A 14,735-nucleotide genomic window follows, 5' to 3' on the forward strand; every position below is an offset into this window, starting at 1 on the left:
GCGCTGAACATCCAGCACCTGCCCGCGTGTGATGTGGCCCAGCACCCAGCGCACACTGGCCTGGTCGTCGGGGGCCAGGTCGTGCAGCAGGGGCAGGCAGTCGCGCCTGAATGTGCGCAACCTGATCGAGGACGGCCAGGTGTCCAAGGCCCAGCTGGCACGTTTTGCGCGCTTGTTTGAGCGCCTGAACCTGCCGCTGGAGGAGCTGCAAACGCTGTCGCGCCAATTGCAAGAGGCGCTGCAAAACACMCCCGCAACAGCCGCCACAGGCACTGCCACAGCAGGCCCCCCCCCCCAAACACCCCTCATGCCCCAGCAAACCGCGCAGCTGGTCTGGCTAGGCCTGAGCCCGGCCACGGTACGGGCACTCGATGGCTTTGTGAGCGTGCTGCCCGAGACCACACCGGTGAACCTGAACACCGCCAGTGCCGAGGTGCTGATGGCCAGCCTGCCCGGCCTGGACCTGGGCGCTGCGCGCCAGTTGGTGGCGCAGCGCGACAAGGCGCCCTGGACATCGCTGGAAGCCGTACGCAAAACCCTGGGGGCCGCAAGCGCCTTGGTCAACGACCAACAGCACAGCGTGAACAGCCGTTATTTCGAGGTGCGCGGACGCCTGCGCATTGACAACGTGGTACAGCAAGACCTGGCCTTGGTGCGGCGAGACGGCAACCAGGTGCGCATGCTCTGGCGGGTGCGCAGCCCACAGCTCACGCCTGCCCCCCCCCTACAATAAAAAACGATGCGAACCCTGATCATTCAACTGCCCTTTGGCCAGCCTGGCACGGCCACGGTGTACCCACATGCGCTGGTACAGACCGACACGCCAGCGGCCTCACTGAACGTGCAATGGGCACAAAGCCCCCTGCTGCCACGCACCGATCGGCAAACCGAGGTGGTGGCCCTGGTGCCCGCCGGGGCCTTGTCCTGGCACCGGGTGACTCTGCCCGCCGGGCTGCACAAACAGACGGCCCGCCTGAAGGCCGCCTTGCAGGGCCTGCTGGAAGACGCCCTGCTTGACGACCCGGCCCAGCTGCACCTGGCCTTGCAAGCCCACTGGAAAAACACCGAACAGCCCTGGGTAGCCGCCTGTGACCGCGCCTGGCTGAGCGCCCAGCTGCAGGCCCTGGAGTCGGCCGGCATCACGGTGCACCGCATCGTGCCCGAATTTGCCCCCGTGGGCGCTGCGCTGCACATCACGGCCGTTGGCCCGGCCGACGAGGGCTGGCTGTGGCTGCAGCAGGTCGATCGCGGCGTGTGGGGCATGCCCATGGCCAGTGGGCTGACGGCACAGGATGTGCTCAGTGACGAGGACAACGCCAATGCCCACCTGAGCGCCGAGCCGGGCGTGGTGAGCTGGGTGAGCGAGCGCCTGGGACTGAAAGCGCCCATGGTGGCGCCCAAACAGCATTGGCTGCGGGCCCTGGACACAGGCTGGGATTTGGCACAGTTCGAATTCGAGGCCAACGCCCGTGCGCGGCGCCTGAAAAATTGGCAACGCAACGCCAGCCAGCTGTGGCACAGCCGCGACTGGCGCCCGACCCGCTGGGGCTTGGGGGTGTTACTGGCCAGCCAGTTGCTGGGGCTCAATGTGTGGGCCTACAAAACACGCGCCGACTGGCAGGCCCAGCAAAGCAGCTGGGCACAGGTGCTGCGCGAGACTTTTCCGCAAACCCTGGTGGTGGTGGATGCGCCTTTGCAAATGGCCCGCGAAGTGGCCCGGCTGCGCCAAGGCTCGGGCCAGCTGAGCCCGCCCGACCTGGAAGCCATGCTCGGCGCCCTGGGGCAAAGCTGGCCTGCGGGCAGCGCTGCCCCCTCACAGTTTCAGTTTGAGCCCGACCAGCTGCGCCTGCCGGAACTGAGCTTGAGCGTCAGTGCGCAGCAGGCCCTTGAAAAAGGACTGAACGCCCAAGGCTATGCCTGGCGCACCGACGGCACAGCCGGGGTCATGACCGCGAAACAGGGGCAACCATGAGCAGCTGGCAAAAGCAACTTCAGGCCGTGACTGCGCCCCTGCGCGCGTCACTGAGCGCCGCCTGGGCACAGCGCAGTGCACGCGAACGCCAACTGCTGGGACTGGCCGCCGTGGTCTTGGCCCTGGCCGCTGTCTGGCGCATCGCCCTGGCCCCGGCCTTGCAAACCTGGCACGAAGCCCCCGCCCGCCAAGCCGCACTCGACCGCCAAAGCGCCCAAATGCGACAGCTGCAAGCACAGGCCCAAAGCCTGAAAAATCCTTCGGCCATCACCCGAGCCGATGCCGTTCAGTGGCTCGAACGCAACCTCTTGACCTTGGGCGCCGACGCCAAGCTCAGCCTGCAAGGCGAACGCGCCACCCTGAACCTGCAAGCCACCCCCGCCGAAAGCCTGGCCACCTGGTTGCAGCAAGCCCGCGAACACGCCCAGGCCCTGCCCGTGCAGGCCCAGCTGCGGCAAGTCAGCGTGCCCGCAGCGGCCAAGCCCGGCACGGCAACGGCGACTTCAGCGGCCAAGGCCCCCGATGCCGCCGCCAGCAGCAGCGCTGTGCGCTGGAGCGGCTCCCTGGTGATGAGCCTGCCTTGATGCGCCCCACCGTGATGCACCCCACCCCGCCACGCCCGGACTTGAAGCGCCTGGATTTGAAACCCATGACGCGGCGCACTGGCCTGCCCCTGTCGGCTGTCCCGCCGCGCAGCCCCTGGCGCCCGGCTGTGTGGGGCGCTTGCCTTGGCCTGGGCCTGGCGCTGCTCGTGTGGGCGCCCGCCCGCTGGCTCGCCTGGGGGGTGAGCCAAGCCAGCCAGGGGCAAGTTCAGCTGCACCAGGCACGGGGCACGGTCTGGCAGGGCTCGGCCCAGCTGGTGCTCAGTGGTGGCGCGGGCAGCCGCGACGCGCAAGCCCTGCCCGGGCGCTTGCAGTGGCACATCACCCCCGGCTGGGGGGCGGTCAATGTTCAGTTTTTGGCCGACTGCTGCATGCAGCAAAGCACCAGCGCCCGCCTGCAGGCGGGCCTGTCCACGCTGCAACTGCAGCTGAGCGACCACACCTCGACCTGGCCTGCCGCTTTGCTGTCGGGCCTGGGCGCCCCCTGGAACACCTTGCAAGCGGCCGGACAACTGCAGCTGCACACCGAAGCCCTGCAACTGAACTGGGCCGCTGGCCGTTTGCAACTGCAGGGCCTGGCCAAACTCGACGCCCTGAACATGTCCTCCAAACTCAGCACCTTGCAGCCCATGGGCAGTTACCGCATCCAGCTGCGGGGCACGCCCGAAGGCTCGGCCACGCCCGATTTGCAGCTGAGCACGCTGCAAGGCCCCTTGCAACTGCAAGGCCAGGGCCAATGGGTGGGCCAACGCCTGCGCTTTAGCGGCGAAGCCAGTGCCCAAGAGGGCAGCGAGGCCGCCTTGTCCAATTTGCTCAACATCATCGGCCGCCGTCAGGGCACGCGCAGCCTGCTTTCACTGGGATAAACCCATGCTCCACATGCCACCCTTTTACAAAATGCACACCCTGCCTGTTTTGCCCCATCTTTTGACGGCCACGGCCCTCTGCCTCGCTTGCCTGGGCACGCCCGCCGGGGCGCAAACCGCCAAGCCGATCAACCCCAAAGAGCCGGTGACGCTGAACTTTCAAAACGCCGAAATCGACGCCGTGGCCCGCACCTTGGCCACTTTGTCGGGGCACAACGTGGTGTTGGACCCGCGTGTCAAGGGCACGATGACGCTGTCGAGCACCGTGCCCGTGCCCCCGGCGCAGGCGCTGCGCCTGTTTGCCAGCCAGCTGCGCACCCAGGGCTTTGCCATGGTCGAGTCGGCCGGTCTTTACACCGTGCTGCCCGAAGCCGAAGCCAAGCTGCAAAGCGCCAGCGTGTCGGCAGGCACCGTGCCCGCCAGCAGCGGCCAGATCGTGACGCAGATTTTTCGGCTGAACCACGAAAACGCCAACAACCTGGTGCCGGTGCTGCGCCCGCTGATCAGCCCCAACAACACCATCAACGTGAACCCCGGCACCAACGCCCTGGTGATCACCGACTATGGCGACAACCTGCAACGCTTAGGCCGCATCATTGCCGCGCTCGATGTGGCCAACGCGACAGGGGTTGAGGTGATCCGGCTCAAACACGGCATCGCCCCGGATGTGGCCACGCTGGTGCAGCGCCTGCTCGACTCGGGCGCCGCAGCGGGTGCGCCTGGGGGTGCCCCCGCCACCGCAGGCCAGGCCGACACCGGCTTCAAAACCACGGTGCTGGCCGAAGTGCGCACCAACAGCTTGATCGTGCGGGCGGCCAACCCGGCGCGTTTGGCGCTCACGCGCAGCCTGATCGAACAACTCGACCAGCCCAACGCCGGCGGCGCCAACGCGGCCAGCGGCAACATCCATGTGGTGTATCTGAAGAACGCCGACGCCACCAAACTGGCCACCACGCTGCGCGCAGCCATCAGCACCAGCGCCAGCGGGACAGGCAGTGCGCCCGGCTCAGCCCCAGCCGGCACGCCCGGGGCATCCGGCACAAGTTCAGGCACCAGCGCCAGCGCCCAGCCCTCTACCGGCGGCCAGATTCAGGCCGACCCGGCCACCAACGCGCTCATCATCACCGCGCCCGAGCCGCAATACCGCCAGTTGCGCAGCGTCATCGACATGCTCGACCAGCGCCGCGCCCAGGTGTTTGTGGAAAGCCTGATCGCCGAAGTCAGCGCCGACAAGGCCGCCGAATTTGGCGTGCAGTGGATGAGCGGCACCGGCACCAATGGCAGCGCCGTGGGTTTGCTGGGCACCAACTTTTCTGTGGGGGGCACCAATTTGCTGACGCTGGGGGCCAATGCGGCCGCGGGCAGATACACCGCCTCCACCGGGCTGAACGTGGCCGTGGGGCAGCAGCGCAACGGGGCTCTGGCGCTGGGGGCGTTGGCCCGTTTTCTGCAAAGTGAAGGCGATGCCAATGTGCTGTCCACGCCCAATTTGCTGACCCTGGACAACGAGGAAGCCAAGATCGTGATCGGTCAGAACGTGCCTTTTGTGACTGGCTCCTATGCCGCCGCCGCGGCAGGCACCACCAATCCATTCACAACGATTGAACGCAAAGATGTGGGCCTGACGCTCAGGGTGAAGCCTCAGATCAGTGAAAACGGCACGGTCAAGATGCAGGTCTACCAGGAAGTCAGCAACGTAGACGCCAAATCCATCGGCTCCAAGGATGGTCTGACCACCAACAAACGCTCCATCGAAACCAACGTGCTGGTGGAAGACGGCTCCATCATCGTGCTGGGCGGCTTGCTGCAAGACGACACCAGCAACAGCCAGGAAAAAGTGCCGGGCCTGGGGGATTTGCCCTTTTTGGGCAACCTGTTCAAGTCCGAAGCGCGCAGCCGCAAAAAAACCAATCTGATGGTCTTTCTGCGCCCGGTGGTGGTGCGCGACGGCGCGGCCACCGAAGCCCTGTCCTTGGGCCGCTATGAACAAATGCGGCTGAACCAGCAAGGCGTGCAACCGGTGGGCACGTCCACCTTGCCCATATCGGGCGCGGCGGTGCTGCCCGCCTTGCCTGCGACCACGCCAGCCACCCCCAAGCCCTGAGGTCGGCATGCGTTACCCCCTGCCCTATGCGTTTGCCCGCGCGCACCAGCTGCTGCTCGAAGACGACGGACAAGGCCTGACCCTGTGGCTGTGCCCGGACAGCGAGCGCCAAGCGTTGTCTGAAGTCACCCGAAAATTCGGCCCCGCCTCTGCCCAACCGCTGGCCCTGCAGCTGCAGCACAGCACGCTGTCCGAGGTGAGCCGACGCATCCACCAGGCCTATTCCGGCGGCCAGGCCCACAGCGGCTCGACGGCGGCGGCCGTTGTCAGCGAGGTCGAGTCCGAAGCCGACCTCTCGCGCATGATGCAGGACCTGCCCGCCGTGGAAGACCTGCTGGAGGCCAGCGACGACGCGCCCATCATCCGCATGCTCAACGCCTTGCTGACGCAGGCCGCACGCGACGGGGCCAGCGACATCCACATTGAGCCTTATGAACGCCATTCGAGTGTGCGCTTTCGCATCGACGGAACGCTGCGCGAGGTTGTACAACCGAACCGGGCGCTGCACGCTGCACTGATCTCGCGCCTGAAAATCATGGCCGAACTCGACATTGCCGAAAAACGACTGCCGCAAGACGGCCGCATCAGCCTGCGCCTGGGCTCACGCGCGGTCGATGTGCGCGTGTCCACCCTGCCCAGCGCCCATGGCGAACGCGCCGTGCTGCGCCTGCTCGACAAGAGCGAAGCGCGCCTGACGCTGGAGGCGGTGGGCATGCAGGGCCGCGTCTTGCAGCAAATTGACCAGTTGATCCACCAACCGCACGGCATTTTGCTGGTGACGGGGCCAACGGGCTCGGGCAAAACCACCAGCCTGTATGCCGCGCTGCAGCGCCTGGACGCCACGCGCAACAACATCATGACGGTGGAAGACCCCATCGAATACGAGCTGCCTGGCGTAGGTCAGACCCAGGTGAATGCCAAGATCGACCTGACGTTTGCCAAGGCGCTGCGCGCCATCCTGCGGCAAGACCCGGACGTGATCATGATCGGCGAGATCCGCGACTTTGAGACCGCACAAATCGCCATTCAGGCATCCCTGACAGGCCACCTGGTGCTGGCCACGCTGCACACCAACGACGCGACCAGCGCCGTCAACCGCCTGATCGACATGGGCGTGGAGCCGTTCTTGCTCAGCTCCTCGCTCTTGGGCGTGCTGGCCCAGCGCCTGGTGCGCAAGCGCTGCACCGCCTGCCACGGCGCGGGCTGCGACGCGTGCGGCCACACCGGCTACGCCGGGCGCACCGGCATTTTTGAGCTGCTGGTGGCCAGTGAGGACATCAAGGCACAAATCCACAACCGCGCCGCCGAAGCCGACCTGCGCACCACGGCCCTGGCCCAGGGCATGGTGCTCATGCGGGACGACGGCCAGCGCCTGGTGGATGCAGGCATCACCAGCGCCGAAGAACTGCTGCGCGTGACGCGGGACTGATGCGCGATTTGACCGCCCTTCTGGCTCCAACGTCCCTCTTGGCGTTCTTGGCCCCAGCACGTCTGCAGCGCACTGATGCCCATTGGGGCACAGGTATTTGTAGGAGCTTGCCCTGCAAGCGATTGCCAGCGATGCACCACCGCCCCATCGCCAGCAGGGCTGGCTCCTACATGAATCTGGTCCTGCTTGTGCTGCTGGGCGCTGTGCCTGGCGCTTTCGCAAAGCGATGTGCAGCCCTGGCCGCATTTTGTAGGAGCTTGCCCTGCAAGCGATGGCCAGCGCTGCACCACCGCCCGATCGCCAGCAGGGCTGGCTCCTACATGAATCTGGTCCTGCTTGTGCTGCTTGCCTTGCTGCCAGGCGCTGGGTCTGTGGCTTTCGCACAGACACCGGATGTCACGACAGCGGCAGAACCCTTGTCCGCAGACACAGAACCGGCTCAGCCCCCTTCCACGACAAGCCGTTGGGACTACAGCCTGGGCGCCAAAGTGGACATGGGCAACTTGCGCCAGCCTGGCCAAATGAGCCTGCGGCCCACGCTGGGGCTGCGCTATGGGCGCTGGCGTGTCGGCACGGTGGAGGGCGCGAACTGGTACCGCTTTGGCCAAGCCCTGCAAGACAGCGCCCTGACCTATGACTGGCTCAAGAAAAGCAACTGGCAGACCGCCCTGTCGGCCAGCGTGATCAATCTCGACCAAGACGCCGACTTTGACGCCTTCAAAAGTGGCCGCAAAACCCTGCGCCTGCGGGCCAATCTGGACTACCGGTTTTCACGCCAATGGCTAACGGGCCTGAGCCTGACGCAAGACGTGCTTGGGCGCGGCGACGGCACCACCGTCTCACCCACGGTGACCTACATCCAGCCCCTGGACGAGGACAGTGCCATGCTGCTGAGCGCCTACACCACCTGGGGCACTGCAACGCACTGGCAAAGCACGGCGGCGCGTGCGCCCGGCTCGGCCCTGCGCCAGGATGCAGGCCTGGGCAGCTGGGGCGCGCAAATCACTTACCGCCACCGCTGGACGCCGCGCTGGGCGTTTTATTCGCAACTGAGCGCCAGCCAATTCATCAACCCGATGCTGCCCAGCGGCCAAGCGGCCGTTGTCGGCGGCCAGCTGGGCGTGATTTATTTCAGCCACTGAAGACCTTTGACCCATGCCCGCCTACCGTTTTGAAGCCCTGCAAGCCGATGGCGCCATGCGCAAGGGCGTGGTCGAGGCTGACAGCCAAAAATCGGCCCGCAGCCAACTGCGCGCCCAGTCCCTGGTGCCCTTGAGCGTTGAAGCCATTGCCTCCGGCGGCAGCGCCAGCGGCCCTGATGTGCCCTGGTGGCAGCGCACGGTGGGCCGCTCGCGTGCCTTCAGCAGCAGCGAGCGGGCCGTGTGGACGCGCCAGCTGGCCAGCCTGGTGGGCAGCGGCCTGCCGGTCGAGCGCGCCTTGTCGGCCCTGGCCGATGAAGCCGAAGATGAGAAACAAAGATTGCTGATGGCCGCCATCCGCGCCGAAGTCAACTCGGGCAGCAGCCTGGGCCGGGCGCTGGGCCTGCACCCGAACGAGTTTCCGGCCATTGACCTGGCCGTGATTGCCGCAGGCGAGCAAAGCGGGCACCTGGCCGATGTGCTCAACCAACTGGCCAACGACCTGGAAGACCAGCAGCAGCTGCGCGCCAAACTGATGGGCGCTGCACTGTATCCGGCCATCGTCAGCCTGGTGGCGCTGGCGATTGTGATTTTTCTGGTGACCTCGGTGGTGCCGCAGGTGGCCGGGGTGTTTGCAGGCACCAAGCGCCAACTGCCTCTGCTCACGGTGGCCATGCTGGCCATCAGCGATGTGGTGCGCCACTGGGGCTGGCTCATGCTCTTGACGCTGGTGCTGACGGTAGCAGGCAGCCGCATGGCGCTGCGCCAACCCGCCCTGCGCCTGCGCTTTGACGCCGCCTGGCTGCGTTTGCCCCTGATCGGGCGGCTGGCCCGGGGCTACAACAGCGCGCGTTTTGCCTCCACCTTGGCCATGCTCACGGCTGCGGGCGTGCCCATTCTCAAGGCCTTGCAGGCAGCGGCTGACACCCTGTCCAACCAGGCCCTGCGAGCCGACGCGCTTGAAGCGTTGGTACGGGTGCGCGAAGGCGCTCCCCTGGGCACCGCGCTGGCCCAAAACGCCCGCTTTCCTGGCCTGCTGTCCATGTTTGCCCGCTTGGGGGAACAGACCGGCCAACTCCCGGTGATGCTGCAAAGGGCGGCCACGCAGCTGTCGTCTGAAGTGCAGCGCCGCGCCATGGCCCTGGCCACCATCCTGGAGCCTTTGCTGATCGTGGGCATGGGCGGCATGGTCATGCTGATCGTGTTGGCCGTGCTCATGCCCATCATGGAAATGAACCAGTTTGTCAAATGAGTGGCCTGCAAACAGGCTACACCACTGAACAGACCATCGTCGGACTCTTCGAGTGCCGACCTACGGGTTGTACGCGCCTGATCTGTAAACCTCGGACGCTGCGCGTTTCAACCTATTGATTCGGCACGCTGAAGTTTGAATTTTTTGCGCCGTCACTGCTTATAAATTCGGCCCGATGAAGTCTGAGCCGTGTGTTTCCAGTTGGGAGGATTTTGTGGGAGCTTGCCAGCCAAGCGAAAAGCCTGTGGTCCACAAGCGTCTGATCGCCAGCAGGGCGAGCTCCCACAAGGTGCAAGATTGAAGTCACCCTGCAAACTTCACAGGGCAGGATCAATAGGAATTGGACACACCCGAAGCGACGTGTCCGGCAGGGACGTGCTTGGCGGCGGATTCGATGTGGCCGGTCTGGTCGTCAAAGAAGAAATCGGGCTCGAATTCGCGCAGGAACTCGCCCTTGGGCAAGCCCCCCAAAAACATGGCTTCGTCGACTTCGATGTTCCAGTTCATCAAGGTGCGGATGGCGCGTTCGTGCGCGGGCGCGCTGCGGGCCGTGACCAGTGCCGTGCGGATGCGCATGGCGGGTGTGCCTTCTTGTTGCAGGCGGTGCAAGGCCGCAAGCAAGGGTTTGAAAGGCCCCGCCAGCAAGGGCTGGCTGGCTTTGTCGCGTTCATGCTGCTGAAAAGCCGACAAGCCCTGGGCCTGGAACACGCGCTCGGCTTCGTCTGAAAACAGCACCGCATCGCCGTCAAAGGCAATGCGCACTTCATGCGGGTGCGCTTCTGAGGCCAAGGCAGAGTGGGGGTAAACCTGCGCCGCAGGCACGCCCGCATCCAGCGCAGCACGCACATCTGACAGGTGCGCCGACAGGAACAGGTTGGCGTTCAGTGGCTTGAGGTAACGCCAAGGCGGCTGGCCCCGCGTGAAGCTGCCACGTTGAATGGGCAGACCGTAATGCTGGGCCGAACGGAACACGCGCATGCCCGAGACCGGGTCATTGCGCGAGAGGATCACGACCTCGACGCGCTGGGCATCGGCGTCGTTGAAGGCCAGCAGCTTGCGCACCAGCGAAAACGCCACGCCCGGTTTGGCGGGTTCTTCCAGGCGCCCCAGCTGCAACTGCATATAGGCCCGGTCGTCGCCTTGCTCAAAGACGTGGTTTTCTTCTTCAAAGTCGAACAAGGCCCGCGAAGAAATCGCAACGACCAGTTGGCCTTCCAGTGTGACGGGCATCGTGAACTCCAGTTCCGTTTGAACGCGTTGGGCCATGGGTTTTGGCCCCAGCGTTGAGCATAGCCGTTCGCGGATGGGGGCTTTGCGGGGAGTCTGTGCGGGGGGTATCACGGCGTGGGCGCCGCGCCCAAAAGGAGAAGGCCCGCGGCTTACCTTTTCTCGACATAGGGCTCGACCAACTTCGCGTCGATACGGTAACTGGACACACCCATGTGCGAGTCGGTTTTGGTGGCGCTCAAGGTGCCAGAAACCCAGACGGTGTCCATGCTGCGAAAGCGCTTGACGGCTTTGTCCAATTTCACATGCACGATCTGGTTGGCGGGCGGTGGTGGGGAGTGCACACAGGCGCCAAAGTACGGCACCAGCAAAAACTCCTTGATGCCCTCAGGCAAGTCTTCCAGCGGCACGATAAAACCGGGCAAACGCACGTTCTGCCCAAGGATCAAGGGGTTGATGGGGGCGTTGTCCCACATTTGGCGCATTTTTTTCAGCGCCTCATCCGCCCTCGGATCGTTGTCTTTCAGACCTTGAAGGTTCAAGGCTTTGAGGTCTTTGTAGGGGTCCCAGCCGGTCGGAATGAGCTGCTCCCAGCCAATGGTGCGGGCCGGGCCGGGTGTGCTGGCCCCCTGGAGGTCTGGCCCGGCCGACAAAGACGGCTGGACTTGCGGCACCATGTCGCGCACGGTCTCTCGCACGCTTTGCGCCAAGACGGAGCCCGCCAGCAGCAGGCTTGCCAGCAGCGCGGTGTGTTGTAAAACAATGGTTTTTTTCATATGAACTCCCATACGGGAACTTTAAGCCAGTTGAGTCTCTTCAACTGCGGCAAGCTGGCTCAAGGGCTTGGTTTTTTTCGTGCCATTGATCCGGCATGCTGAAGTTTTGAATGTGTGAGTAATGACTTCTCGTAGGTCGCTACTCGCAGAGTCCGACATGATGGGTTTTTTGCAAAGGCCCATGTCGGGGTCTTCGACCGCCGACCTACGAATACACGATTCGGGCGGGCAGGACTCACACGCGCGGCGACAAGCCATCGGCCAAGGACAATCGGTAAGCCCGCCAGGCGGGCCCCAAACTGGCCAGCAACCCGGCCAGCAAAACCGCGCCCGCCAAAGCCAGCTGCGTGGGCAAAGGTGCGGCCAGTTGCAAGCGAATGCCCAGCGACTGCTGCAGCCAGGGCGTGGCCAGCGCCATGCCCGCGTGCGCCAGCAGCACGCCCAACACCACCCCGGCGCAGGTGACCCACACCCCCTCCAAAGTGAGCAAGCCCAGCACATGGCGCGGCGCGGCCCCCACGGCGCGCAGCACGGCCAGTTCGCGGCGGCGCTCGTTCAGGCCCGCCAACACCACCGCCACCAGCGAGACCACACTCACCAAAGCCACCAGGGCCGAGACCGCCAGCAAGGCGTTTTCGCCCACGCCCAGCACCGACCACAGCTCACCCAAGGCCACGCCGGGCATCACGCCCATCAGGGCCTCTTCTTCGTAAAAATTCACAAAGCGCTGCACATTGAACACCGCCGCCCGGCTTTTCAGGCCCACCAGGGCAGCCGTGACTTCTTCGGGCTCCAGGTTGAATTTGCGCGCCTGGTCGGCCGGGATCTGCCCGCCCGGCATGGGCGTGCCCGCGACCCAGTCGAGGTGGATAGCTTCGAGGGCCTTGAGGCTCACTTGCACCGAACGGTCCACCGGGGTGCCTGTGGGGGCCAGAATGCCGACCACCTTGAAGGGCTTGTCGGCATGTTCATCTTCTTTGTTCTCCTCAGCTCCGTGGTCATGACCATGGTCGTGCATGCCATGGCCCAGCGTGATGCTTTGGCCCAGGCCATAGCCCAACTTGCGCGCCACCTCGGCTCCAATCACGGCCTCGTACAAGCCATCCAGCGTGTCGGCAAACGCCGCGCCTTGCTGCAAGACCAGCGGCTGTTTATCGCCATAGGCAAAGTGCTGAAAAAACGCGGGCGTGGTGCCCAGCACCGGAAAGCCCCGGTGCGAGTCACCCAAACTCAAGGGAACGACCCACGACACCGAGCGGTGCTGCGCCAGCTTGTGCACGCTGTCCATGGACATGCTTTGCGGCACGCTGCCGATGTGGAACACCGAAAACAGCATCAGCTGCACCGGGCTGCTGCGCGCGCCCACAATCAAATCAACGCCGCTGACCGATTGCGAAAAACTGTGGCGGATGTCGTGGCGCAAACGCTCCAGCGTCCACAGCAAGGCGGTGGCCAGCGCCAGCGACACCACCACCCACACCAGGGTGCTGCGCCGGTTCCAGGCGCTGCTGCGCGCCATGCGCCAAAGGCTGTTCATGCGCTCACCCCCGCTTGCTGCAAGGCGGGCAAGGACCACTGCACATCAAAGCGCACCGCCTGCTGCTCGTCGTGGCTCACACACACCAAAGTGCTGCCCGCGTCGCGCGCGGCCTGCAGCAACAAATCCATGAAGCCCTGGCGCAAGGCGGCGTCGAGCGCCGAGGTGGGCTCGTCGGCCAGGATCAATTCGGGCTGGCCCATCAAGGCGCGGGCAGCGGCCACGCGCTGCTGCTGGCCCACCGACAAGGCGTCGGCGCGGCGGCTCCACAGCGCCTCGGGCAAGCCCATGCGCTGCAACCAGCTTTGGGCCGTGGCCTCGGGGCCACCAGCGGCCTGGCAGCGCTCGCGGCGCAGCATGGAAAAACGGCAAGGCAGGGTCACGTTGTCCAGCACACTCAGGTAGGGCAGCAAATTGAACTGCTGGAACACCACGCCCACATGGTCGGCCCGAAAGGTGTCGCGCTGACCGGGCTTCAAAGCCGCCCAGTCTTGTCCCAGCAAGGACACACGGCCTTGGCGGGGTGACAAGACACCCGACAACAAACCCAGCAAAGTGCTCTTGCCGCTGCCGCTGGGGCCATGCAGGAAAACGGTTTGTCCGGGGTTCACCTGCAAGCGCCCCAGCGTCAGGGTGTCAGGCCCCCCTTGGGTCCATGTGTAACGCAATGGCTCAATCTCGATCACAACACCCTCCCTCCATAGAGGCGGCAATATACCCCGTCAATCGGGTACGGTGATCCTTCTCCTGCTTTCGCGACGGGCAATCCACACCGTGGCCCACAAAATCACAAAAGCCCCCAGCCAGGTCGACCGGCTGGGTACATCGCCAAAAATCAACCAGCCCAGCAAGGACGCCCAGACCAGGTCCAGAAACCGCAAGGACTGGGTGGCCGAAATATCCGCCATCGCAAAGGCCCGTGTCAGGCAATAGTGGGCCACCGTGCCCAACACGCCCGTGGCGGCAAAAGCCAGCCATTGCAAGGGTGTGGGCATTTGCCAATGAAACCAGGCCATGGGCAAACTGAGCAAGGTGACCGTCAGGGCTTGCCACAGCACAATCACGCCGGGTTTCTCGTAGCGCGTGAGGGCTTTGGTGATCAGAAACGATGCGGCAAACACCGGCGAAGAGGCCAGCATGACCAGGTTGAACCAACCGCCGTCGCCCGACATTTTGGGCAAGACCACCACCATGACCCCGGCAAAGCCGATGAAGGCCGCGATCCAGCGGTCCTGGCGCATGGGCTCCCCCAAAAACCAGGCGGCCCCCAGCATGATGAAAATCGGCCCGGTAAAACCAATGGCGGTGGTGTCCGCCAGAGGCATGTGCGGCAAGGCGGCAAACCACAACACACAGCCCAGCGTGTGCACACCGCCGCGCCAGAACTGCCCGACCATGTTGACCGGCCTGTAGCTGCGCCAGCCTTGGCGAAACACCCAGGGCAAGATCACCAGCAGGCCAAACAAATAACGCAAAAAAAGCACCAGCTGGTCATCGAGCTGGAGGCTCAGTTGCCGGGACAGGGCGTTCATCACCGAGAACAACACCCCGCCCAGCACCATCCACACCATGCCCCGCACGGCCGCAGGCCAAGCGGCCATGGCACGCAAACTGCGTCGGCGCACCACAGCCAGTTGACGAGGGGGAGACAAGAAAGACTTGCGCGGTTTCATGCAAGCCCAAGAGGAAGAAGATGGATCACCGCACGATCATAGGGGCGACCCCGAAAACGCCAGTCACTTCGGTTACCAAGCCTGGGTGAATCCATGCGCACTGCGGCGGCTATCGCAGCGGGTGCGCCGCTCTCATTGATCCGGCATGCTGAAGTTTG

The 14,735-nt window shown here is 64.8% G+C and carries 13 protein-coding genes; 8 read left to right on the forward strand and 5 right to left on the reverse strand.

From position 1 onward, the window contains the following. Positions 1-112: 112 nt before the first annotated feature. The 8 genes from AMM33_RS15900 to gspF all read left to right on the forward strand — a co-directional run bounded on the left by AMM33_RS15900 (position 113) and on the right by gspF (position 9,364). Positions 113-733, forward strand: a complete 621-nt coding sequence (locus AMM33_RS15900) for a type II secretion system protein GspK (RefSeq protein WP_228768182.1) — start codon at positions 113-115, stop codon at positions 731-733. 6 nt (positions 734-739) lie between these two features. Beyond that, positions 740-1,972, forward strand: coding sequence for a type II secretion system protein GspL (gene gspL, locus AMM33_RS15905; RefSeq protein WP_090142281.1), 1,233 nt, complete (start codon positions 740-742; stop codon positions 1,970-1,972). Then, positions 1,969-2,556 (forward strand): type II secretion system protein GspM, encoded by a 588-nt coding sequence (gene gspM / locus AMM33_RS15910; protein WP_090142282.1) that lies wholly within the window; start codon positions 1,969-1,971, stop codon positions 2,554-2,556. Before gspL ends, gspM begins: the two co-directional genes overlap by 4 nt. Positions 2,557-2,621: 65 nt before the next feature. Next, a complete protein-coding gene (gene gspN / locus AMM33_RS15915; RefSeq protein ID WP_090142361.1) occupies positions 2,622-3,440 on the forward strand; it encodes a type II secretion system protein N in 819 nt (272 codons plus the stop codon). Positions 3,441-3,453: 13 nt separating this feature from the next. Then, on the forward strand, positions 3,454-5,544 hold the full coding sequence (gene gspD, locus AMM33_RS15920) for a type II secretion system secretin GspD (protein ID WP_369802463.1): 2,091 nt from the start codon (positions 3,454-3,456) through the stop codon (positions 5,542-5,544). A gap of 7 nt (positions 5,545-5,551) precedes the next feature. Continuing rightward, positions 5,552-6,973 (forward strand): GspE/PulE family protein, encoded by a 1,422-nt coding sequence (locus AMM33_RS15925; protein WP_090142283.1) that lies wholly within the window; start codon positions 5,552-5,554, stop codon positions 6,971-6,973. A gap of 320 nt (positions 6,974-7,293) precedes the next feature. Beyond that, positions 7,294-8,115, forward strand: coding sequence for a porin family protein (locus AMM33_RS15930; protein ID WP_194945501.1), 822 nt, complete (start codon positions 7,294-7,296; stop codon positions 8,113-8,115). Between the two features lie 13 nt (positions 8,116-8,128). Continuing rightward, entirely contained in the window at positions 8,129-9,364 is a 1,236-nt protein-coding gene (gene gspF, locus AMM33_RS15935) for a type II secretion system inner membrane protein GspF (protein ID WP_090142285.1), read from the forward strand. A 330-nt stretch (positions 9,365-9,694) separates the two neighbouring features. On the opposite strand, the gene AMM33_RS15940 is transcribed toward gspF, so the two are convergent. The 5 genes from AMM33_RS15940 to AMM33_RS15960 all read right to left on the reverse strand — a co-directional run bounded on the left by AMM33_RS15940 (position 9,695) and on the right by AMM33_RS15960 (position 14,556). Further along, entirely contained in the window at positions 9,695-10,594 is a 900-nt protein-coding gene (locus tag AMM33_RS15940) for a 5'-nucleotidase (RefSeq protein WP_090142363.1), read from the reverse strand. A 149-nt stretch (positions 10,595-10,743) separates the two neighbouring features. After that, positions 10,744-11,367: a DUF3299 domain-containing protein gene (locus AMM33_RS15945; protein ID WP_194945502.1), complete on the reverse strand. Its 624-nt coding sequence runs from the start codon at positions 11,365-11,367 to the stop codon at positions 10,744-10,746. A gap of 235 nt (positions 11,368-11,602) precedes the next feature. Then, positions 11,603-12,904 carry an ABC transporter permease gene (locus tag AMM33_RS15950; protein WP_090142286.1) on the reverse strand — a complete coding sequence of 434 codons (1,302 nt, stop codon included), beginning with the start codon at positions 12,902-12,904 and terminating at the stop codon, positions 11,603-11,605. After that, complete coding sequence (locus AMM33_RS15955; RefSeq protein ID WP_090142287.1) at positions 12,901-13,590, reverse strand: ABC transporter ATP-binding protein; 690 nt, start codon at positions 13,588-13,590, stop codon at positions 12,901-12,903. The genes AMM33_RS15950 and AMM33_RS15955 overlap by 4 nt, the downstream gene beginning before the upstream one ends. Before the next feature lie 36 nt (positions 13,591-13,626). Continuing rightward, positions 13,627-14,556 (reverse strand): DMT family transporter, encoded by a 930-nt coding sequence (locus tag AMM33_RS15960; RefSeq protein WP_228768184.1) that lies wholly within the window; start codon positions 14,554-14,556, stop codon positions 13,627-13,629. Positions 14,557-14,735 lie beyond the last annotated feature (179 nt).

It is taken from the genome of Limnohabitans sp. DM1 (genome assembly GCF_001269385.1).
In the GTDB taxonomy this organism is placed as follows: domain Bacteria; phylum Pseudomonadota; class Gammaproteobacteria; order Burkholderiales; family Burkholderiaceae_C; genus Limnohabitans_A.

Coding starts and splice junctions, on each gene's coding strand:
- gspL (WP_090142281.1), top strand. CDS start 740: ATGCGAACCCTGATCATTCAACTGCCCTTTGGCCAGCCTGGCACGGCC.
- gspM (WP_090142282.1), top strand. CDS start 1,969: ATGAGCAGCTGGCAAAAGCAACTTCAGGCCGTGACTGCGCCCCTGCGC.
- gspN (WP_090142361.1), top strand. CDS start 2,622: ATGACGCGGCGCACTGGCCTGCCCCTGTCGGCTGTCCCGCCGCGCAGC.
- gspD (WP_369802463.1), top strand. CDS start 3,454: ATGCCACCCTTTTACAAAATGCACACCCTGCCTGTTTTGCCCCATCTT.
- AMM33_RS15925 (WP_090142283.1), top strand. CDS start 5,552: ATGCGTTACCCCCTGCCCTATGCGTTTGCCCGCGCGCACCAGCTGCTG.
- AMM33_RS15930 (WP_194945501.1), top strand. CDS start 7,294: ATGAATCTGGTCCTGCTTGTGCTGCTTGCCTTGCTGCCAGGCGCTGGG.
- gspF (WP_090142285.1), top strand. CDS start 8,129: ATGCCCGCCTACCGTTTTGAAGCCCTGCAAGCCGATGGCGCCATGCGC.
- AMM33_RS15940 (WP_090142363.1), bottom strand. CDS start 10,594: ATGCCCGTCACACTGGAAGGCCAACTGGTCGTTGCGATTTCTTCGCGG.
- AMM33_RS15945 (WP_194945502.1), bottom strand. CDS start 11,367: ATGAAAAAAACCATTGTTTTACAACACACCGCGCTGCTGGCAAGCCTG.
- AMM33_RS15950 (WP_090142286.1), bottom strand. CDS start 12,904: ATGAACAGCCTTTGGCGCATGGCGCGCAGCAGCGCCTGGAACCGGCGC.